This is a genomic window from Limnohabitans sp. Rim8 (assembly GCF_943326455.1).
Lineage (GTDB): Bacteria > Pseudomonadota > Gammaproteobacteria > Burkholderiales > Burkholderiaceae_C > Limnohabitans_A.
The window spans coordinates 44,802-65,351 of sequence record NZ_CALPTI020000002.1 but is presented as its reverse complement, the minus strand read 5'-3'; the positions used below and the strand labels follow the sequence as shown (position 1 = coordinate 65,351).

Annotated in this window: 18 protein-coding genes; 1 reads left to right on the top strand and 17 read right to left on the bottom strand. The window is 58.1% G+C overall.

All coding sequences use genetic code 11. The features are described from left to right. Position 1 precedes the first annotated feature (1 nt). Positions 2 to 844, bottom strand: coding sequence for an orotidine-5'-phosphate decarboxylase (pyrF, locus tag Q1M54_RS01645; protein ID WP_300552989.1), 843 nt, complete (start codon positions 842 to 844; stop codon positions 2 to 4). 77 nt (positions 845 to 921) lie between these two features. Between pyrF and Q1M54_RS01640 the strand changes: the two genes are divergently transcribed. Next, positions 922 to 1,809 (top strand): DMT family transporter, encoded by an 888-nt coding sequence (locus tag Q1M54_RS01640; protein WP_300552987.1) that lies wholly within the window; start codon positions 922 to 924, stop codon positions 1,807 to 1,809. Between the two features lie 55 nt (positions 1,810 to 1,864). Here Q1M54_RS01640 and lpxC read toward each other — a convergent pair whose 3' ends face one another. The 16 genes from lpxC to mraZ all read right to left on the bottom strand — a co-directional run bounded on the left by lpxC (position 1,865) and on the right by mraZ (position 20,277). After that, entirely contained in the window at positions 1,865 to 2,788 is a 924-nt protein-coding gene (gene lpxC, locus Q1M54_RS01635; RefSeq protein ID WP_300552985.1) for a UDP-3-O-acyl-N-acetylglucosamine deacetylase, read from the bottom strand. Positions 2,789 to 2,862: 74 nt separating this feature from the next. Beyond that, entirely contained in the window at positions 2,863 to 4,071 is a 1,209-nt protein-coding gene (gene ftsZ / locus Q1M54_RS01630) for a cell division protein FtsZ (RefSeq protein ID WP_300552982.1), read from the bottom strand. Between the two features lie 144 nt (positions 4,072 to 4,215). After that, positions 4,216 to 5,445, bottom strand: a complete 1,230-nt coding sequence (gene ftsA, locus Q1M54_RS01625) for a cell division protein FtsA (protein ID WP_019426610.1) — start codon at positions 5,443 to 5,445, stop codon at positions 4,216 to 4,218. A 24-nt stretch (positions 5,446 to 5,469) separates the two neighbouring features. Next, a complete protein-coding gene (locus tag Q1M54_RS01620; protein ID WP_300552979.1) occupies positions 5,470 to 6,273 on the bottom strand; it encodes a cell division protein FtsQ/DivIB in 804 nt (267 codons plus the stop codon). Further along, positions 6,270 to 7,250, bottom strand: a complete 981-nt coding sequence (locus Q1M54_RS01615; protein ID WP_300552976.1) for a D-alanine--D-alanine ligase — start codon at positions 7,248 to 7,250, stop codon at positions 6,270 to 6,272. The genes Q1M54_RS01620 and Q1M54_RS01615 overlap by 4 nt, the downstream gene beginning before the upstream one ends. Further along, positions 7,247 to 8,677, bottom strand: coding sequence for a UDP-N-acetylmuramate--L-alanine ligase (gene murC, locus Q1M54_RS01610; RefSeq protein WP_300552974.1), 1,431 nt, complete (start codon positions 8,675 to 8,677; stop codon positions 7,247 to 7,249). Before murC ends, Q1M54_RS01615 begins: the two co-directional genes overlap by 4 nt. Then, positions 8,674 to 9,744 carry an undecaprenyldiphospho-muramoylpentapeptide beta-N-acetylglucosaminyltransferase gene (gene murG / locus Q1M54_RS01605; protein ID WP_300552971.1) on the bottom strand — a complete coding sequence of 357 codons (1,071 nt, stop codon included), beginning with the start codon at positions 9,742 to 9,744 and terminating at the stop codon, positions 8,674 to 8,676. Before murG ends, murC begins: the two co-directional genes overlap by 4 nt. Further along, positions 9,741 to 11,030 (bottom strand): putative lipid II flippase FtsW, encoded by a 1,290-nt coding sequence (gene ftsW, locus Q1M54_RS01600; protein WP_300552969.1) that lies wholly within the window; start codon positions 11,028 to 11,030, stop codon positions 9,741 to 9,743. Before ftsW ends, murG begins: the two co-directional genes overlap by 4 nt. Before the next feature lie 8 nt (positions 11,031 to 11,038). Then, entirely contained in the window at positions 11,039 to 12,691 is a 1,653-nt protein-coding gene (gene murD / locus Q1M54_RS01595) for a UDP-N-acetylmuramoyl-L-alanine--D-glutamate ligase (protein ID WP_300552965.1), read from the bottom strand. Between the two features lie 3 nt (positions 12,692 to 12,694). Beyond that, positions 12,695 to 13,873 carry a phospho-N-acetylmuramoyl-pentapeptide-transferase gene (gene mraY, locus Q1M54_RS01590; RefSeq protein ID WP_300552961.1) on the bottom strand — a complete coding sequence of 393 codons (1,179 nt, stop codon included), beginning with the start codon at positions 13,871 to 13,873 and terminating at the stop codon, positions 12,695 to 12,697. Further along, complete coding sequence (gene murF, locus Q1M54_RS01585) at positions 13,863 to 15,320, bottom strand: UDP-N-acetylmuramoyl-tripeptide--D-alanyl-D-alanine ligase (protein ID WP_300552958.1); 1,458 nt, start codon at positions 15,318 to 15,320, stop codon at positions 13,863 to 13,865. Before murF ends, mraY begins: the two co-directional genes overlap by 11 nt. Then, entirely contained in the window at positions 15,317 to 16,852 is a 1,536-nt protein-coding gene (locus tag Q1M54_RS01580) for a UDP-N-acetylmuramoyl-L-alanyl-D-glutamate--2,6-diaminopimelate ligase (RefSeq protein WP_300552955.1), read from the bottom strand. Before Q1M54_RS01580 ends, murF begins: the two co-directional genes overlap by 4 nt. Further along, positions 16,852 to 18,591, bottom strand: coding sequence for a penicillin-binding protein 2 (locus tag Q1M54_RS01575; RefSeq protein WP_300552953.1), 1,740 nt, complete (start codon positions 18,589 to 18,591; stop codon positions 16,852 to 16,854). Before Q1M54_RS01575 ends, Q1M54_RS01580 begins: the two co-directional genes overlap by 1 nt. Then, complete coding sequence (ftsL, locus tag Q1M54_RS01570; RefSeq protein ID WP_300552950.1) at positions 18,588 to 18,917, bottom strand: cell division protein FtsL; 330 nt, start codon at positions 18,915 to 18,917, stop codon at positions 18,588 to 18,590. The genes Q1M54_RS01575 and ftsL overlap by 4 nt, the downstream gene beginning before the upstream one ends. Next, positions 18,914 to 19,843 (bottom strand): 16S rRNA (cytosine(1402)-N(4))-methyltransferase RsmH, encoded by a 930-nt coding sequence (rsmH, locus tag Q1M54_RS01565; protein WP_300552947.1) that lies wholly within the window; start codon positions 19,841 to 19,843, stop codon positions 18,914 to 18,916. Before rsmH ends, ftsL begins: the two co-directional genes overlap by 4 nt. A gap of 5 nt (positions 19,844 to 19,848) precedes the next feature. Further along, positions 19,849 to 20,277: a division/cell wall cluster transcriptional repressor MraZ gene (gene mraZ, locus Q1M54_RS01560; protein ID WP_300553428.1), complete on the bottom strand. Its 429-nt coding sequence runs from the start codon at positions 20,275 to 20,277 to the stop codon at positions 19,849 to 19,851. Between the last annotated feature and the right edge of the window lie 273 nt (positions 20,278 to 20,550).

Genomic DNA, 20,550 nt, shown 5'->3' with positions numbered 1-20,550 from the left:
TTCAGGCCTTGGCCGCTTCGAGCGTGTCGCGGGTCTGCATGGCCACCTTGCGTGCGGCCTCGGCAAAGTCATTAGCACTCGATGCATACAGCACCGCACGCGATGAGTTGACGATGATCGCGCCAGCGCTGCTGCCGTCGGCATGAGCCCGCCAGCCGGCTTTCACGGTGGCCACGGCGTCGCCGCCTTGTGCACCCACACCAGGAATCAGCAAAGGCACGGAGGGGGCCAGTTCGCGCACGCGCTCAATCTCAGCGGGATACGTAGCACCGACCACCAAACCCAGTTGGCCATTCAGGTTCCAGGGGCCTTGGGCCAAACGAGCCACATGTTCATACAACAGCGGCTGGCCCTCCACAGAGGCCAGGCGCTGGTTTTGCAGGTCGTCGCCGCCGGGGTTGGAGGTGCGGCACAACAAGAATGCGCCTTTGCCTTCGTACTTGAGGTAGGGGGCCACCGAATCCCAACCCATGAAAGGCGACAGGGTCACGGCATCGGCGCCATAGCGCTCAAAGGCTTCTTTGGCGTATTGCTCGGCCGTGCTACCGATGTCGCCGCGCTTGGCATCCAAAATGATGGGCACATGGGGCGCCACTCTGCGCATGTGTTCCATCAGGCGCTCGAGCTGGCCTTCGGCGCGGTGCGCGGCAAAGTAGGCGATTTGCGGCTTGAAACTGCTGACCAGGTCGGCCGTGGCGTCTACGATGGCGGCGCAAAAGTCGTAGATCTTGTTGGCATCGCCTTTGTAGCGGTCCGGGAATTTGATGGGTTCAGGGTCCAGGCCCACGCAGAGCATGGAGCCGTTTTGGCGCTCAGCGGCGCGCAGCATGTCTAAAAAGGTCATGCCGATGATTTTAAGGGGGCGCCATGAAGCTGGTTGGGTGACACCTGTTGTGACATGGGCCGTCTAAGATGCGGACCATGCACAAATTGACTTCCACACAATGGACCCTGCTGGTTTTGCTGACCCTGGTGTGGGGCATCAACTGGCCCATCATGAAGTTGGGGGTCACCGGCTTTCCGCCCTTGACGTTTCGCAGCCTGTGCCTTTGGCTGGGCACACCCGTTTTGGGTTTGGCCCTGGTGGCCATGAAGGTGCCGTTTCGAATTCCCCGTGCGCATTGGCGTGAGCTGCTGGTGTTGGCGGTGTTCAACATGTTCATCTGGCACGCCTTGATCATCATCGCGGTGCAATCTTTGTCGAGCGGCCGGGCGGCGATTTTGGGTTACACCATGCCCATGTTCTCGGCCTTGTTGGGGGCTTGGTTTTTTGGCGACCAACTGGCCAAGCGCTCTTGGGCAGGTGTTGCCGCCGCCAGTCTGGGGGTGCTGCTGCTGTTGTGGCACGAACTGGCCAATCTCAGTGGCAAACCCACAGGCGTGCTATTGGCTTTGGCAGCTGCGAGCACTTGGGCGTTGGGCACGCAAATGCTACGCCGCACCTCCATGCCCGTGCCCACTTTGGCCATTTCTTTCTGGATGACCTTGATGACCACCGGTGTGATGACGGTGCTGGCGCTGGTGTTTGAATCCGATCAATGGGTGGCACCCTCGCCATCCAACTGGTTTGCGATTGTGTTCAATGCGGTGTTGGTGTTTGGCTTTGCACACGCTGCCTGGTTTTATCTGGCGCGCAGTTTGCCGCCCGTGGCGTCGACCCTGAGCGTGATGCTGATTCCCGTGCTGGGCGTGTTCAGTGGTGCGGTTTGGCTCGATGAGTTGCTGCATTGGCAAGACTGGGCTGCTGTGGGCTTGATGGTGGCCTCCATCGCTTGCGTGCTTTGGCCCCAAAAAGCCCGTCAAGCCTGAAGCCGAACACTCATCTGGAGGTTGGCATGAGGTCGATTGACCTCGACCCTTCGGCTTACCAAGCCGGTTGAAGGGCCGCAAATCCTTTGGGGGCCTGACTGGCTTTGTCAAAAGTCACCACCTCATAGGCTTCAGGCTGCGACAGCAACTCGCGAAGCAACAGGTTGTTCATGGCGTGACCCGAACGGAAGGCACTGTAGGCGGCCAACAAGGGCTTGCCCACGATATAGAGGTCGCCCATGGCATCCAGGATTTTGTGCTTGACGAACTCGTCGTCGTACCGCAAACCGTCGGCGTTCAAGACTTTGTAATCGTCCATGACGATGGCGTTGTCCAAACCACCACCCAAGGCCAAGCCGTTGGCGCGCATCATCTCCACATCTTTGGTGAAGCCAAACGTGCGGGCACGGGCAATGTCGCGCGCATACACACCCTCTGACATGTCAAACATCACCTGCTGGCCTGTCGAGTCCACCGCAGGGTGCCGAAAGTCGATCTCGAAGCTGAGCTTGTAGCCGTGATAAGGCTCCAATTTGGCCCACTTGATGTTGGCGCCCTCGCCCTCGCTGACCTGAACCGTCTTGAGCACTCGCAAAAACCGCTTGGGCGCGTTTTGCTCGACGATGCCCGCACTTTGCAACAAAAAGACAAAAGAAGAGGCAGAGCCATCGAGGATGGGGACTTCTTCGGCCGTGATGTCGACATACAGGTTGTCGATGCCCAGCCCAGCGCAAGCTGACATCAGGTGCTCGACGGTGAAAACCTTGGCTTGGCCCACCGAGATGGTCGAGGCCAAGCGGGTGTCGGTGACCGATTCGGCTCGGACAGGAATGTCCACAGGCTCCGGCAGATCGACCCGGCGAAACACGATGCCCGTGTCGGGTGCAGCAGGGCGCAAAGTCAGTTCGACCCGCTGGCCACTGTGCAAACCCACGCCTACGGCTTGGGTCAAGGTTTTGAGTGTGCGTTGTGCAAGCATGCGCCAATTTTAAAGGCCAGAAGGGCATTGCTGCCCGCCTGGCCTTTAAGGCGATGTAACCAAGTATGTGAAGATCAGTCGGCTTGTTTGCGCAAAAAGGCTGGGATCTCGATGTCGTCCATACCGGCATTGGCCATACCGTCTACTCGCGCAGCCGCGTGGGTGCGGTTGCTGCGCCAGATGGCCGGTGTGTTCATGCCGCTGGCGCCCAAGCTGGCTGCCGAGTTCAAAGGCGCAGACACCGCATCTTGCCCACCCATCATGAAAGGCACGTTGTCGGTACCGGTGCGCAGCACCTTGAGTTCCGGACGCACAGTGCCGGCCTTGGCCAAACCGGTGGCGACCACAGTCACGCGGATCTGGTCACCCAAGCTTTCGTCGTAAGCCGTGCCGTAGATGACGTGGGCTTCTTCGGAAGCGCAGTCGCGGATGGTGTTCATGGCTTGCTTGGACTCGGACAATTTCAAAGAGCCCTTGGCCGCGCTGATCAACACCAAAACGCCGCGTGCACCTTTCAGGTCCACACCTTCCAACAAAGGACAAGCCACGGCTTGTTCTGCCGCAATGCGGGCGCGGTCTGGGCCGCTTGCCGCTGCCGTACCCATCATGGCTTTGCCGGGCTCGCCCATCACAGTGCGCACGTCCTCAAAGTCGACGTTCACATGGCCGGGTACATTGATGATTTCTGCAATGCCGCCGACGGCGTTTTTCAGCACATCGTTGGCGTGCGAGAAAGCCTCGTCTTGCGTCATGTCTTCACCGCCGGGCAACTCCAGCAGTTTTTCGTTCAACACCACGATCAAGGAATCCACATTGGCTTCCAGTTCTCGCATGCCTTCGTCGGCATTGGTCATGCGGCGCTTGCCTTCGAAGTCGAAGGGCTTGGTCACCACACCCACCGTCAGAATGCCCATGTCTTTGGCGATCTTGGCAATCACGGGGGCGGCGCCGGTGCCGGTGCCACCGCCCATGCCGGCGGTGATGAACAACATGTGCGCGCCTTCGATGGCGGAACGAATTTCCGCCTCAGCAGCTTCAGCGGCTTCGCGGCCTTTGTCGGGCTTGCTGCCAGCGCCCAGACCGGTTTGACCCAGTTGCACAAAGCGGTGTGCAGCGCTGCGTGCCAACGCTTGAGCGTCGGTGTTGGCGCAAATGAACTCAACGCCTTGGACCTCGCTCACGATCATGTGCTCAACAGCATTGCCGCCGCCGCCGCCCACGCCGATCACCTTGATCTGGGTGCCTTGGTTGAATTCTTCGGTTTGGATCATTTCAATGGTCATGGTGCTCTCCTAAATATCTGCAGTTGCCGGAATTTGTAAACGTTTTTTTGAAATCAATGGATGAGGGGTCAAAGGCTTGTCAACATCGACAAGGCCTGGACCAAAGAGGGCTGCCACGAATGGTGAATGCGAGGACCCAGCGCATCAGAAGGTCCCCACGATGAAGTCTTTGAAACGCCCGAAAGCGTTGTTCACAGAGCTTTTCTTTTGTGTCACTTTGTAGCCACGCAAACGGGCCAGTCGGGCCTCTTCTAGCAAGCCCATCACTGTGGCCGCACGGGGTTGGCTGACCATGTCGGCCAACCCACCCGAATATTTGGGCAGGCCCCTGCGCACGGGTTTGAGGAAAATGTCTTCGCCCAACTCAATCATGCCGGGCATCACCGCGCTGCCACCGGTCAGAACAATGCCCGAAGACAAGACCTCTTCGTAGCCCGATTCACGGATCACTTGATGCACGAGTGAGAAAATCTCTTCAATGCGTGGCTCGATGACCCCGGCCAATGCCTGGCGGCTGAGCATGCGAGGGCCCCGGTCACCCAAGCCTGGCACCTCGACCTGCGCATTGGGATCCGCCAACATTTGCTTGGCATAACCGCTCTCGACTTTGATGTCTTCGGCATCTTTGGTGGGCGTTCGCAAAGCCATGGCGATGTCGCTGGTGATCAAGTCGCCCGCAATCGGAATCACCGCCGTATGGCGAATGGAGCCGTTGGCGAAAATCGCGACATCTGTCGTACCCGCACCGATGTCGACGCACACTACGCCCAGTTCACGCTCGTCTTCGGACAACACAGCCAAGCTGGACGATTGTGGGTTGAGCAGCAGTTGGTCCACTTCGAGGCCGCAGCGGCGGACACACTTGATGATGTTTTCTGCCGCACTTTGGGCACCGGTCACGATGTGCACTTTGGCCTCCAGGCGCATGCCACTCATGCCGATCGGCTCTTTGACTTCTTGACCGTCGATCACGAACTCCTGGGGTGCGACCAACAGCAAACGTTGATCGCTGGAGATGTTGATGGCACGCGCCGTCTCCATCACGCGCGCCAAGTCGGCTTGGGTCACCTCTTTGTCCTTGATGGCCACCATGCCGCTGGAATTGATACCGCGAATATGGCTGCCAGTGATGCCGCAATTGACTCGGGTGATCTTGCAATCGGCCATCAACTCGGCTTCCTTCAAGGCCTGCTGAATGCTTTGAACTGTGGCGTCGATGTTGACCACCACGCCCCGCTTGAGGCCATTGCCAGGCGCAATCCCAAGACCTGCGATCTTGAGTTGACCATCAGGCATGACCTCGGCCACCACCGCCATGACCTTGGAGGTGCCAATGTCCAAGCCAATGACCAGATCTTTGTACTCTTTTGCCATGTCAACCACCGTTTCCGTTTAATGTCATCGTCTTGACCCATCAAGACCGTTTTTGTCGTTCTCAGCCAACGTGCTCACACCCCGCAAACGCAAGGCATAACCATCTTTGTGCCTGAGGTCGGCGCCCATCAAAGCCATGGGTGTCCGGTTGTACCGGCCCGTGACTTGGGGCAATGTCCTCAAGAGCAAATCCACCCGTTGCATCAACTCAGCTTCCGTACCCCGCCCCAACTCCACGAGTGCGCCGCTTTCGGTCCAAACCCGCCAACTGCCACGGGCCGTCAATTCGATTTTTTCAAGTCTGAAGTCCAGGGTTTCAAACAAAGGCGTCATGACCCGGTACATGCGCGTGACCAACAGAGATGTACCCTCAGGTCCTTGCATGCGCGGCAGTTTCTCAATGTCCACGTCTTCCACAGGCGCCTCAAACACTTGGCCCTGCTCATTGACCATGAAGTTGCCGCCCTCTTCACCCCAAGTCGCCATTGGCTGATGCTCCACCACCACCGAACGCAGTTGTCCAGGGAAAACGCGGTGCACCACCGCCTCGCGCACCCAGGGCACCGACTGAAACGCTTGCTGCGCTTGCGCCAAATTGAGGGTGAAAAAATTGCCACTCAATTGCGGCACCACATGGTTGCGAAAACTCGCTGCGTGGCTGCGAACCACCTCGCCCTGCACAGTGATCGATTGAATGGCAAATTTTGGATGACGCAGCACCCACCAAGCCCCGCCGCCCAAAACCAGCACCACGAATACCAGCGACAGCAAACCTGCCGCAAGGTTCATGAGCCGAACATCGGTGGGCAAAGGCAGGCTTGTGCTCACTTGGCAGCCCCTTTGTAGTCCAGGCCGGCATGGGCCAATAAATGGCAGCACAAAGCCTCGTAAGACATGCCTGCCGCACGCGCTGACATGGGCACCAAGGAGTGGCCCGTCATGCCTGGCGATGTGTTGATTTCCAGCAAATAAGGCTGGCGCGTGGCAGCGTCGATCATCACGTCGATGCGACCCCAGCCCCTGCAGCCCAAAACTTGGTAGGCCTTGATGACCAATGCGTCGATGGCTGCCGTCTCTGACTCGGGCAATCCGCAGGGCACCAGATACTGTGTGTCGTCTGTGAAATATTTGTTTTGGTAGTCGTAGTTGCCGTCTGGCGCGACGATACGGATCATGGGCAAGGCCTGGGCATGATCGCCATCGCCCAATACTGGGCAAGTCACCTCGTCCCCTACGATGCATTGCTCACACAAAATATCGCTGTTGCAAACGGCAGCGGCTTGCAATGCTGCGGTCAAATCGGCTGCTTGGGTGACCTTGCTCACGCCGATGGATGAACCTTCTTGGGCTGGCTTGACGATCATGGGCAAGCCCAAGGCCGCAATCAGAGCTTCCCTCGAGACGGTGTCGATCTGAGATGGATGCACCAATACGTGGCGCGGTGTGGGCAGGCCTTCGGCTTGCCAGACACGCTTGGTCATCACCTTGTCCATGGCCATGCTGGACGCCATGACGCCCGATCCGGTGTAAGGGATGCCCATCAACTCCAAGGCACCTTGTACGGTGCCGTCTTCACCAAATCGGCCATGCAAGGCGATAAAGCAGCGGTCAAAGCTTTCTTGCTTCAAAGCCGTCAAGTCGCGCTGTGCAGGGTCAAAGGCATGGGCATCGACACCGCTGTCCAACAGCGCTTTGAGCACGCCCTGGCCCGACATGAGGGACACCTCACGCTCAGCTGAACGCCCGCCCATCAGCACCGCCACTTTGCCCAAATGTGCACAGGATGGCAGACTTGTACCGGTCATACCGAAGCCTCCTGAGTGGCCACCAAACCGGCCAAAGCCACCACTTGTGCTGGCGTGGCACCAATGGAGCCAGCACCCATGCAAATGAGCACATCGCCATCGCGTGCGTTGCCCATCACCATGCGTGGCATGTCGGCGATTTGGTCAACAAACACGGGTTCCAGCTTGCCCGCCACACGCAAGGCACGCGCCAATGAGCGGCCATCTGCCGCCACGATCGGGGCCTCACCTGCGGCATAGACCTCGGACAACAACACACTGTCACAGCCTTGGCTGATGACTTTGACAAAGTCTTCAAAGCAATCGCGTGTGCGGCTGTAACGGTGTGGCTGGAATGCCAAGACCAAACGACGGCCTGGAAACGCGCCGCGCGCTGCCGCCAAGGTGGCCGCCATCTCCACAGGGTGGTGACCGTAATCATCAATGACCGTGAAACGGCCTGCGCCATCGGCAGTGGCCACCTCACCATAACGCTGGAAACGTCTGCCCACACCCTTGAATTGGGCCAATGCGTTTTGCACAGCCGCGTCCTGAACACCCAACTCCACTGCCACCGAGATGGCTGCCAAGGCATTGAGCACATTGTGTTCGCCAGGCAAATTCAATACGATGGGCAAGTCAGGCAGCGTGACGCCGTTGCGACGTTGCACCGTGAAATGCATTTGCCCGTTGTCGGCTTTCACATTAACGGCCCGCACTTGCGCACCTTCGTGCAGACCATAAGTGGTCACGGGCCGAGCGATGCGCTCAACAATGGACTGCACACCTGGATCGTCTGAACACACGATCGCCGTGCCGTAAAAGGGCATCCGGTGCAAAAACTCGACAAAAGCGCCTTTGAGTTTGGCCAGATCATGGCCATAAGTTTCCATGTGGTCGGCATCGATGTTGGTCACCACCGCCATCACTGGCAGCAAATTCAAAAACGAGGCGTCGGACTCGTCGGCCTCAACCACGATGTAATCACCGGTGCCCAATTTGGCGTTGGCTCCGGCACTATTGAGCCTCCCGCCGATCACAAAAGTCGGGTCCAAACCGGCCTCAGCCAAAACACTGGCCACCAAACTGGTGGTGGTGGTCTTGCCATGGGTACCGGCGATGGCCACGCCTTGCTTCATGCGCATGAGCTCGGCCAACATCACCGCGCGCGGCACGATCGGGATGTGGCGTGCGCGAGCTGCCAGCACTTCGGGGTTGTCTGACTTGACGGCAGTGGAAGTCACCACTGCATCGGCATCTTTCACATGTTCAGCACTGTGGCCCACATGGGTATCGATGCCGAGCGCGGCCAATCGGCGCAAAGTGGCGCTGTCTGACAAGTCTGAGCCCGATATTTCGTAGCCCAAATTGAGCAAGACCTCGGCGATGCCGCTCATGCCCGAGCCGCCGACACCAATGAAGTGAATTTTCCGGATGGCGTGTTTCATGCTGCCAACTCCTCACAGGCCATCAAGATCTCCCGGGTTGCCTGAATTTTTTTCTGCGCACTGGCCTTGTCTGCGACCGCCAACAGCTGAGCTCTGTCGAGGCTGCTCAACCAATCGGCCAAGCCCTGCGCGTTCAATTCGGCTTGTGGCGTGAGCCATCCGCCCCCTGCGGCCACCAAGAACTGGGCATTGGTGGTTTGGTGATCGTCCACCGCAAAAGGGAAAGGCACAAACAAGGCGGCCGCACCCACTGCGGCCAGCTCGGTCACGGTGCTGGCACCAGCGCGGCAAATGACCACATCGGCCTGCGCAAAAGCGCTGGCCGTGTCGTCGATGAAAGGGGTCAATTCAGCCTCAACGCCAGCAGCTTGGTAGTTGCTGCGCAGTGCATCGATTTGTTTGGCGCCACTTTGGTGAATGACCACGGGGCGCTTGTCGGCGCTCATCAAGGCCAAGGCTTGCGGCACGAAGTCGTTCAAGGCTTTGGCCCCCAAACTGCCACCCACCACCAGCAAGCGCAGCGGTCCGGTACGACCTGCAAAACGTTCTGCGGGCGAGGCTTGCGCGGTGAAAGCGCGTCGCAAGGGATTGCCCACCCACTGTCCGGTTTTGAACACCCCGGGGAAGGCCGTGAATACCCGATCTGCCAGCTGCGACAAGATCTTGTTGGCCAAACCAGGGACCGAATTTTGCTCGTGTAAAACCAAGGGCTTGCCCCACAGGCTGGCCATCATGCCCCCCGGGAAGCTGATGTAGCCACCCAAGCCCAACACCACATCAGGTTGGACGCGCCGCACCACCTGCAGACTTTGCCAAAATGCACGCAACAAGCGCAATGGCAACAAAGCCAAGGTCTGAATGCCTTTGCCACGCACACCGCCAAAAGCCACGGGTTCGAACGCAAAGCCACGTGCTGGCACCAAGTCGTGCTCCATGCTGTTGGGGGCTCCTAACCAGTGAACTTGCCAGCCCGCCTCGCGCAGCGCTTCAGCCACCGCCAAGCCCGGGAAAATATGGCCGCCTGTGCCCCCGGCCATGACCAGCGCTGTTTTTTGCTGGGTGGTCATGATCGGCCTCCACGCATCATTTGTTTGTTTTCGGCATCAATGCGCAACACCACAGCGACAGCAATCAGGTTCATCATGAGGGCGGATCCGCCGTAACTCATGAAAGGCAAAGTCAAGCCCTTGGTGGGCAATGCACCCAAGTTCACGCCCATGTTGATGAAGGCCTGAAAGCCGATCCAAATGCCCACGCCTTGCGCCACCAAACCTGAGAACACTTTCTCAAGGGCAATCGCCTGACGCCCGATCACCATGATTCTGCGGCTGAGCCAGAGGAACATGAAGATCACCAAGGACACGCCGATCAGGCCAAACTCTTCGCCAATCACGGCCAGCAAGAAATCGGTATGCGCCTCGGGCAACCAGTGCAGTTTTTCGACGCTGCCGCCCAAACCCACGCCCCACACTTCGCCACGGCCAATCGCGATCAATGAGTGTGTCAACTGATAGCCTTTGCCCAAGGCGTGCTCGGCACTGAAGGGGTCTAGGTAAGCAAAAATACGCTCGCGGCGCCACGGAGACTCGGCGATCATGACGACAAATGCCAAGATCAAAACACCCAAGATCAGGAAAAACATCCGCGCATTGACGCCGCCCAAAAACAAAATGCCCATGGCAATCGTCGCAATGACCAAGAAGGCGCCCATATCGGGTTCCGCCAACAAAAACACACCTGCTAAACCGACCGCTGCGCCCATGGGCCAGACGGCCTTGAAGAAGTTTTCCTTCACTTCCATTTTGCGCACCATGTAATTGGCGGCATAAATGATGGTCGCCAACTTGGCCAACTCTGAGGGCTGAAAATTCATCACGCCAAAAGAGATCCAGCGCCGTGCGCCGTTGACGCCTTTGCCAATAAAGGGCAACAACACCAAGGCCAACAAGATCAAGGACAACACAAACAGCGGTCTGGCCATTTTTTCCCAAGTTTCCATGGGCACTTGGAAAGCCAGCAAAGCCATGACGCAACCGACCGTGATGGCCATGACATGGCGAATCAAAAAGTGTGTGTGGGCATAGCGTGAAAAGCGCGGGTTGTCAGGCATCGCAATCGAGGCCGAATACACCATCACCATGCCCCACAACACCAAGGCCACGACCACCCAAACCAGGCTTTGGTCAACACCCATCATGCGAGAGCCTTGGCCCCGTGAATGGCCGGCCATGTCGTAGTCACCCAGATTGACTGGTAACCCCTGCTGAGACGCCGCCTGACCACCCCAAGCGCCGCCCGTCAACACCCTGCCCGTGCGTGAAACACTGGCTTGCAGCCGCTGGGTGAAAGACATGACTTCGCTCACAGCCCGCCCTCCATGGCGACACCGGCGGCATCCGCCAATTCGCTGACAGCTTGAACAAACACCTCAGCCCGGTGCACATAGTGGTCAAACATGTCGAAGCTGGCGCAAGCGGGGGACATCAACACCGCATCACCGCTTTGGGCCAACTCGGCAGCCAAGGTGACGGCTGAGGCCATGTCGGCGGCATCGTGCAGTGGGGCTGCGCTGTCTTGCAGTGCAGCTCGGATCAGCGGGGCATCGCGGCCGATCAGCACGACGGCACGGGCAAAGCGTGAGATGGGCTCGGCCAAGGGCGAGAAGTCTTGACCCTTGCCCTCCCCACCCAAGATGGCCACGATACGGCGATCAGTGCCCAAACCTTTGAGGGCGGCCGCAGTGGCGCCCACGTTGGTGCCCTTGCTGTCGTCAAAAAATTCGACGCCATCGATGATGGCCACCGGCTCCACCCGATGGGGCTCACCCCGGTATTCGCGCAAACCGTACAACATGGGGCCCAAAGCACAACCTGCGCTGCTGGCCAAGGCCAGCGCCGCCAGCGCATTGACCGCGTTGTGCCGACCCCGGATGCGCAAGGCATCGGCAGGGATCAAGCGTTGGATGTGCAAATCGTCTTCTTGGTCCTTGCGACGGCGATGCGTTTCATCGGCCTCGAGTGCACGCACCAGCCACGTCATGCCGTTGGCCACTTCGATGCCGAAATCACCGGGTCGCTGCGGCATGTCACCACCAAACAGGAGGCATTCGCGCTCTATGGGCTTTTGCAATTTGACTCGAACAGGCGCTGGCCGCATGGCCATGACCAGGGGCTCTTCGCGGTTGAGCACCATCAGGGTTTGTTCACCAAAAATACGGGCTTTGGCCGCCGCATAGACAGACATGTCGCCATGCCAGTCCAAATGGTCTTGTGACACATTGAGCACCGTGGCAGCTGTGGGCTCAAAGCCCTCGCAGCTGTCCAACTGGAAGCTGGACAATTCCAAGACCCACACTTCTGGAAGGGCTGCCGCCAAAGGGTGCCGCTTGGTGACCTCGGGCTCGGCTTCAGTCGATGTGGCCGCTGTTGGAAAATCAGCTTCTGCTGATTCTGAGTCTGCTTTGGTTGGCGTCTCTGATTCGGCCGGAACGTCAATTTGGGCTTGCGCCCGAGCCAAAGCTTGGGTCAAAGTGTCCAGCAGTGTGGGGCCAATGTTGCCCGCCACCTGCACCGACTTGCCTGCACGCGCCACCAATTGACCGGTCAGTGCGGTCACTGTCGTTTTGCCATTGGTACCCGTGATCGCCAACACTTGGGGCTTGTAAGCAAATCGTGTGTACAAGTCGCTCAATGCAACCGCAAACAACGTCAGTTCAACGCCCTGCCACAAGCCCATGGCTTGCGCGGCATTCACCACCGGCGCGACCACATCGGGCGCCAAACCGGGACTGCGAAACACGGCGCGCACCGACGTGCCTTGGACCAAGTCAGCTGAGAAGGGTCCCGCCATAAAGCGCACCGATGGCCACTCGGCCTGCAATGCCGCCAACTGGGGCGGTGCATCACGGGTGTCGGCCACAGACACTTCGGCTCCGGCGCGGGCGCACCAGCGGGCCATCGCCAAGCCGGATGTACCCAAACCGAGAATCAGAACGTGTTGGCCTTGGAGCTGCATGGCTTATCTCAGCTTCAGGGTCGACAGGCCGACCAAACACAAGAGCATGGTGATGATCCAGAAGCGCACGACGACTTGCGTTTCTTTCCAGCCACTCTTTTCGAAATGGTGGTGCAAAGGGGCCATCTTCAAGATGCGACGACCCTCGCCATATTTTTTCTTGGTGTACTTGAAGTAAGTCACCTGTGCCATCACCGACAAGGCCTCGACCACAAAGATGCCACCCATGATCGCCAACACAATTTCTTGGCGCACGATCACGGCGATGGTGCCCAAGGCGGCGCCCAATGCCAAGGCCCCCACATCCCCCATGAAAACTTGGGCAGGATGGGTGTTGAACCACAAAAAGGCCAGACCAGCTCCTGCCATGGCGGCGCAAAAGATCAAAAGTTCACCTGATCCGGGGATATGTGGAAAGAACAAGTACTTGGAAAAAACAGAGCTCCCTGTCACGTAAGCAAAAACACCCAAGGCCGAACCCACCATCACCACCGGCATGATGGCGAGGCCATCCAAGCCATCGGTCAAATTGACAGCATTGCTCGAGCCAACGATCACCAGATAAGTCAAGACCACGAAGCCCAGCACACCCAAGGGGTAGTTGATTTCCTTGAAGAAGGGCACCTGCAAGCCCGCTTTGGGCGGCAGGTTCACATCAAATCCAGACAGAACCCATTGCACAAACAGATCCATCACCCGTGCATTAGAACTTTCAGAAATGCTGAACACCAGGTACAGGGCCGCCAGCAGACCAACCACCGATTGCCAGAAATATTTTTCACGCGAGCGCATGCCTTCGGGGTCTTTGTTGACCACTTTGCGCCAGTCATCGACCCAGCCAATTGCGCCAAAACCCAAGGTGACGATGAGCACAATCCACACAAAGCGGTTGGACAAATCAAACCACAACAGCGTCGAAATGGCGATGGACATCAAAATCAACACACCGCCCATGGTGGGCGTGCCGCTTTTGGCCAAATGCGATGCCATGCCATAGCCGCGGATGGGTTGGCCGATCTTGAGTGAGGTCAAACGCCGAATCACCCATGGCCCAGCAGCCAGTCCAATCAGCAAGGCGGTCATCGCTGCCATCACAGCACGAAACGTGATGTATTGGAAAACCCGCAAAAAGCCCCACTCAGGCGATAAACTTTGCAGCCATTGGGCCAAACTAAGCAGCATGAGCCTCCCCTTTTTTATTGTTTTGCTGTGAGCTGTTCGACAAGTCCAAGGCTTGCACCGCCTCGACCACACGCTCCATCTTCATGAAGCGAGACCCTTTGACGACCATGCTCTGAAAGTGCGCCGCATGCTTGGCAACGGCCGCCAACAGGCTGTCCATGTTGTCAAAGTGTTGCGCTGACCCATAAGCCTGACCCGCGTGCTGGCACAAGTCACCCAAGGTGTAAAAAGCCTCAATTCCGCACTCCGCCGCATAGGCGCCCACTTCGGCATGGAATGCCGGTCCTTGATCACCGACCTCGCCCATGTCGCCCAAGACCAAGAGGCGTGGCGAAGGCAATTCGGTCAACACATCAATGGCCGCACGCACCGAATCGGGGTTGGCGTTGTAGGTGTCGTCAACCAAAGTCATTTCGCCTGCTGAGGTGTGCACCAATAAAGCACGCGACCGACCCTTGACCGGCTCAAAGGCTTGTAAACCCTGAGCCACCGCCACCAGCGGCACGCCTGCAGCCAAGGCGCAAGCACTGGCGGCCAAGGCATTTTTGACATTGTGTCGACCAGCGATATGCAAGCGGACAGGGGCTGTGCCCACTGGAGTTTTGAGTGTGAATTGCCAAGCACCCGATTGCCAGACCACCACAGCCGCCCGCACATCGGCAACGCCATCGCCATGTCCCATGGCAAACGTGTGTTGTGGACGAGAAGCCGATTGGGACTGCCAAACGGGGGTATGCGTTTCGTCCGCAGGGTAGACCGCCACGCCTTGGCTGGGCAAAGACAGCAAGACTGCACCGTTTTCAAGTGCCACGGCCTCAACGGTGCCCATGAATTCTTGGTGTTCACGCTGTGCGTTGTTGACCAGGGCTACGGTGGGTTGGGTCAGCTGGGCCAAATAAGCGATTTCGCCTGGATGGTTCATGCCCAACTCCACCACCGCCATGCGGTGGTGAGCGCGCAAATTGAGCAAGGTCAAGGGCACGCCAATGTCGTTGTTCAAGTTACCCTGCGTTGACAAGGCATCGACACCCACATGCGCACGCAAAATGGCCGCGATCATTTGGGTCACGGTGGTTTTGCCATTGCTGCCGGTCACAGCAATCAAAGGCAGATCAAACTGCGCGCGCCAACCCGCCGCCAACTCTCCCAAGGCCAAGCGGGCGTCAGGCACCACCAACGCAGGCAATCCCTGGGCAGCAGCCTCGGCTTCACCAGAGGCCTCACACAGCACGGCCACTGCGCCTTGTGCCTTGGCTTGGGCGATGAACTGGTTGCCATCAAACCGCTCGCCGCGCAAAGCCACGAACACATCGCCCGAACGCAAGCTGCGGCTGTCGGTGTGTACCCGATCAGCCACCACAGATTGCAGCTTCACGCCGCGCGCTTGGCTCAGCCAGGCCAAAGCCGATTCAAGTTTCAAGTTCATGGGGGTATGAACCGCGCTCATGCGTTGACCCCCTGAAATTGCGCCATGCGCTGCTGCAGGGCCTTGCGAACATGCACCACATCGGAAAATGGATGGCGCACGCCCATGATTTCTTGTTCGGTCTCGTGACCTTTACCGGCCACCAACACCACGTCTTGTGGCGCCGCCTGAGCCAGTATTTGGGCAATCGCCAAGGAACGGTCAGCTTGGACTAAGGCTTGACTTGGGCGCTTGAGCCCTGCGACCATGGCCGCCAAAATCGCTTCAGGTGATTCAGAGCGAGGGTTGTCGCTGGTCAACATCACGCGATCGGCAGACGCCTCTGCTGCAGCCGCCATCAAGGGGCGCTTGTAGGCATCTCGGTCACCACCACAACCCAGCACGCACCACAAATGGCCGCCGCGCAAAAGGGCCTGCGACCTGAGCGCTGCCAAGGCATGAACGATGGCATCGGGCGTGTGTGCGTAATCGACCACCGCAAGGGGCAAGCCTGCAGCTTGCTCCGAAGGCGATGGGTCGATCCGAACCCTTTGCATGCGGCCAGGCACTGCACTCAAGTGCGAACACGCCTGCACGGCCTGCACCAAATCAAATCCCAAAGCACGCAAGCTGCCGATCACGCCCAACAAATTGTCGATGTTGTATTCACCGATTAAATCGGTGCGAAGTGGCTGCACCGCATCGCCTTCGATCACGTCAAACACCAAACCCTCAGTGCTTGGCAAAGCACGGGCTTTCAAGCGTGCAGCACCTTTTCTGGAGCATGTCCATACATCCAAAGGGCCGCCCTGCAACTGGCTGGCCAAAAGTGCGCCTTGTGCATCGTCGGTGTTGATGACCGCAGCCTGCAATCCAGGCCAGCTGAAAAGCGCCGCTTTGGCAGACCAGTACTGCCCCATGTCCGCGTGGTAGTCCAAATGGTCTTGCGTGAAGTTTGTGAACACCGCCACGCGGATCTGCGTGCCATTGAGTCGGTCTTCGGCCAAACCAATGGACGAAGCCTCGATGGCGCAATGGGTCACGCCGGCATCGGCCATAGCACGGAACTCTTGCTGCACCAACACCGGATCGGGAGTGGTCATGCCGGTCGACACCAAATGGGGAACGCGCCCCACACCCAGCGTACCGATGACAGCGCAAGACTGTGCCAACACGGGCGAGGACAAAGCCTGCGCCAACCACCAAGCGGTCGACGTTTTACCGTTGGTGCCCGTGACCGCCAACACCTGCAAAGCTTGGCTGGGCTGCTCATAGTAAGCGTCAGCCACCCAACCTGTTTGGGTTTTGAGCTGGGGCATGCAGGCGAGTTTGTCGGTGCTGACTTCGTCCTGCAAAGAGGTCAACCAAGGCGCATAGCCCTCTTCTTCCATCAGGCAGGCACTGGCCCCCTGCGCCAAAGCTTGCGCCAAAAATCGACGCCCATCGGTCGCTGCGCCGGGCCAAGCGATGAAAGCATCACCTTGCTGGACCTGGCGGCTGTCAGTACGAAGTGCACCGGTCACACGGGTGCGCAACCAAGAGGCGGCTTGTGAGGCGCTGTGCAAGGTCTGCATCAGAACGACTCCTCGACGGCTTTGGCCACAATTTGTGGCTTGACGGCCATGTCAGGCTGCACGCCCATCAAACGCAATGTTTGCTGCACCGTCTGGCTGAACACGGGCGCAGCCACGGCGCCGCCGTAATACACCCCATTGGACGGTTCATCGATCATCACCGCCACCACGATGCGTGGCTGGTCAATCGGCGCAATGCCGACAAAAAATCCCCTGTATTTTTTGCTGGCGTAGCCTTTTCCCTCTTGCTTGCGCGCAGTCCCTGACTTTCCACCCACCGAATAACCCATGGTCTGGGCCTTTTGACCGGTACCGCCGGGGCCTGACGCCATTTGCAGCATCTTGCGCATCGCAATGGCATGCTCGGGACTGAACACGCGCGTGCCCACCACCGGTTGGTTGGTTTTCATCAGCGTCGCGGGCACGATTTCGCCATCGCGGGCAAAGACGGTGTAAGCACGGGCCACTTGAAACAAACTGCTGGAGACACCGTAGCCGTAGCTCATGGTGGCTTGCTCGACCGGACGCCAGGTCTTGTAAGGGCGCAGCCGACCGCTGACCACACCTGGAAAGGGCAACTGAGGCTTTTGGCCAAAACCCAGGTCTGCAAACATCTCCCACATTTCACGGGGCTGCAATTGCATGGCCATCTTCACCGTGCCCACGTTGCTGGACTTTTGGATGACCTCGTTGACCGTCAGCACCCCATAAGCGTGCACATCGCTGATGGTGGAACCGGTGATGGTGATCTTGCCCGGAGCGGTCTGAATCGGTGTTTCGGGCTTGACCAGCCCTTGCTGCAGCGCCAAGGCCACGGTGAAGGGCTTCATGGTCGAGCCAGGCTCAAAGCTGTCGGTCAACGCCCGATTGCGCAACTGCTCGCCCGTCAGGTTGCCGCGCTTGTCAGGCGAATAGCTGGGGTAGTTGGCCAAAGCCAAGATTTCACCGGTTTGCGCGTCCAGCACCACCACACTGCCCGCCTTGGCCTTGTGCTGCGCCACGGCATCACGCAGGGTCTGGTAGGCATAAAACTGAACCTTGCTGTCAATGCTCAACTGCAGGTCTTGGCCATCTACGGGCTGAACAGTCTCGCCCACCGCCTCGACCACGCGGCCCAAGCGGTCCTTGATCACGCGCCTAGAACCCGCTTGACCCGCCAACTGCTTTTGAAAGATCAGCTCAACGCCTTCTTGGCCTTTGTCTTCGACGTTGGTAAAGCCCACGATGTGCGCTGCAGCCTCACCCTCAGGATAGAGTCGTTTGTACTCTTTGATGTCATACACACCTTTGATGTTGAGAGCACGAATTTCTTTGACCACCGACTCGTCCATCTGGCGGCGCAGCCACACAAAGGTTTTCTCTTCGTTCTTGAGCTTGGCTTCCAGTTCGGCGGGGGCCATTTCCAGCAACTTGGCCAATTGGCGCAGTTTGAGTGGGTCACGCTCCAAGTCTTCCGGATTGGCCCAAATGCTGGGGGCAGGGACACTGGAAGCCAACAACACACCATTACGGTCAAGTACGCGGCCACGGTTAGGGGGCAAAGTCAAGGTTCGGGCAAAACGCACTTCACCCTGCCGAATGAAAAAGTCATTGTCAATCACTTGAACATGCGCCGCACGGCCGACCAAGCCCGTGAATCCCAAAGCCATCAAGCCCACGATCAATTTGCTGCGCCAAACTGGCGTCTTGCTGGCCAGCAAAGGGCTGGAGCTCAACTGCACGCTGCGACCGCGGTTCATCGAGTTGCTCCACCATCAGCAAGAGCGCTGGATGTTTTCACGGGTACGGTCGTGTTGGCTGCACCCGTTGTGGTCACGTATTGGGTGATGGCTGGTGAAACATTGCGCATTTGCAATTGCTGGCGTGCGATTTTCTCCACACGCAAAGGCGTGGTTTGGGCTCGTCGCTCAACTTCCATCCGGTCAAGGTCCACTTCAATCCGCTGGCTCTCTTTGCGCGCCAACTCCAGCGCCATGAACAGGCGCCTGGACTCGTAATGGCTGTGCACCAGCCACAAGGCACTGCCCACCGTGGCGATCAGCAAGAGCATGCTCAGGCGCATCATGCGGGCACCTCGGTGCGCTGTGCCATGCGCATGATGGCGCTGCGCGAACGGGGGTTGCCGCGGACCTCCGCCTCACTGGGGCGAATCCGACCGCACAGCTTCAAACGCATTTTGACCGGCTCGGCAAAGGGCACGCGCCGGTCCACCACTTCTTTGGCATGCTTGGCCATGAACTGCTTGACGATGCGGTCTTCGAGCGAATGAAAACTGATGACCACCAGCCGCGCGCCCGGCGCCATGACCTGCAAGCTGGCTTCTAGCGCTTGTTCAAGCTCCGCAAGCTCTGCGTTGATGAAAATCCGAAAAGCCTGAAATGTCCGCGTTGCAGGGTTCTGGCCCGGCTCGCGGGTTTTGACCGTGTCAGCCACGAGCTGGGCCAAATCGGTGGTGCTTGAAATTGGGCCCCGTTCTTGTCGGCGAGCCACAAGCGCCTTTGCAATCTGAAAAGCAAACCGTTCTTCGCCATAGTCACGTATCACCTCCGTGATTTGATCCACCTCTGCAGTGGCCAACCAATCGGCCACACTTTGTCCGCGCGTGGTGTCCATGCGCATGTCGAGTGGGCCGTCAAAACGAAAAGAAAAACCCCTCTCGGGGCTGTCAATTTGAGGGGAGCTGATGCCCAAGTCCATCAGCACACCATCCACACTGCCAAGAGGCAGTTCACCCAAGTTTGAAAACCCTTCGTGACGGATGGAAAACCGGCTGTCTGCAATCAACGCAGCCTCGGCAATCGCCTCCAGGTCTTTGTCAAAAGCTTGCAATCGACCCTGCGCCGAGAGTCGCGACAAAATCAGACGTGAATGTCCGCCACGGCCAAATGTCGCATCCACATAGACACCATCGGCTCCAGCAGAAGCCTGCAGCAGCTCGTCCACAGCCTCATTCAAGAGAACTGTGGTGTGGGTCAATACGCTGTCGGTCATGGCGCTCAAAAGGAAAAGTCTTTGAACACATCGGGCATTTCACCCTGCATGGCCTGCGCCTCTTGTGCGTCGTAAGCGACTTTGTCCCACAACTCAAAGTGGTTGCCCATACCCAGAAGCATGGTGTCTTTGGAGATGCCAGCAGCCTGTCGCAATTCGGGCGAGATCAGTACACGGCCCGTGCCATCCATCTCCACATCCATGGCATTGCCCAAAAAGATGCGCTTCCACCACTGGGCTGACATGGGCAATGCCGCGATGCGTTCGCGAAACTTTTCCCATTCAGGGCGGGGAAAGACCATCAAGCAACCATGCGGGTGTTTGGTGATGGTCAACTGGCCTTGTGCAGTGGCGCTCAAGACGTCACGGTGCCGGGTCGGCACAGACAACCGCCCTTTGGCATCCAGACTCAGCGATGAAGCCCCTTGAAACACAGCTACGACCTTTTTCAGTTGCAATGCACCAGCGAAGACACTTTTCCCCACTTAATTGCACTTTTTTGCACTGTATCAGGATTTCTCACCAACTCAAGCAGCGAAGATCGTTTTTTTTCAATGAAATCAAGGGCTTAGCGACGAAATCGAAACCATTGAAAGCCTAAATTTCCTTGTAAATTAGGCACTTACAAGAGGCTATGAAAGTAAGGTCTCAAGGAATAAAAACCGAAAAATAACAAAGTCATTTGATGCAAGTCATCTGACGCTTTT

Coding starts and splice junctions, on each gene's coding strand:
- Q1M54_RS01580 (WP_300552955.1), bottom strand. CDS start 16,852: ATGCAGACCTTGCACAGCGCCTCACAAGCCGCCTCTTGGTTGCGCACC.
- murC (WP_300552974.1), bottom strand. CDS start 8,677: ATGAAACACGCCATCCGGAAAATTCACTTCATTGGTGTCGGCGGCTCG.
- rsmH (WP_300552947.1), bottom strand. CDS start 19,843: ATGACCGACAGCGTATTGACCCACACCACAGTTCTCTTGAATGAGGCT.
- ftsL (WP_300552950.1), bottom strand. CDS start 18,917: ATGATGCGCCTGAGCATGCTCTTGCTGATCGCCACGGTGGGCAGTGCC.
- lpxC (WP_300552985.1), bottom strand. CDS start 2,788: ATGCTTGCACAACGCACACTCAAAACCTTGACCCAAGCCGTAGGCGTG.
- Q1M54_RS01615 (WP_300552976.1), bottom strand. CDS start 7,250: ATGACCGGTACAAGTCTGCCATCCTGTGCACATTTGGGCAAAGTGGCG.
- ftsW (WP_300552969.1), bottom strand. CDS start 11,030: ATGTCTTTCACCCAGCGGCTGCAAGCCAGTGTTTCACGCACGGGCAGG.
- murF (WP_300552958.1), bottom strand. CDS start 15,320: ATGAGCGCGGTTCATACCCCCATGAACTTGAAACTTGAATCGGCTTTG.
- murD (WP_300552965.1), bottom strand. CDS start 12,691: ATGCAGCTCCAAGGCCAACACGTTCTGATTCTCGGTTTGGGTACATCC.
- mraY (WP_300552961.1), bottom strand. CDS start 13,873: ATGCTGCTTAGTTTGGCCCAATGGCTGCAAAGTTTATCGCCTGAGTGG.
- ftsA (WP_019426610.1), bottom strand. CDS start 5,445: ATGGCAAAAGAGTACAAAGATCTGGTCATTGGCTTGGACATTGGCACC.
- Q1M54_RS01640 (WP_300552987.1), top strand. CDS start 922: ATGCACAAATTGACTTCCACACAATGGACCCTGCTGGTTTTGCTGACC.
- pyrF (WP_300552989.1), bottom strand. CDS start 844: ATGACCTTTTTAGACATGCTGCGCGCCGCTGAGCGCCAAAACGGCTCC.
- Q1M54_RS01575 (WP_300552953.1), bottom strand. CDS start 18,591: ATGAACCGCGGTCGCAGCGTGCAGTTGAGCTCCAGCCCTTTGCTGGCC.
- murG (WP_300552971.1), bottom strand. CDS start 9,744: ATGACCACCCAGCAAAAAACAGCGCTGGTCATGGCCGGGGGCACAGGC.
- ftsZ (WP_300552982.1), bottom strand. CDS start 4,071: ATGACCATTGAAATGATCCAAACCGAAGAATTCAACCAAGGCACCCAG.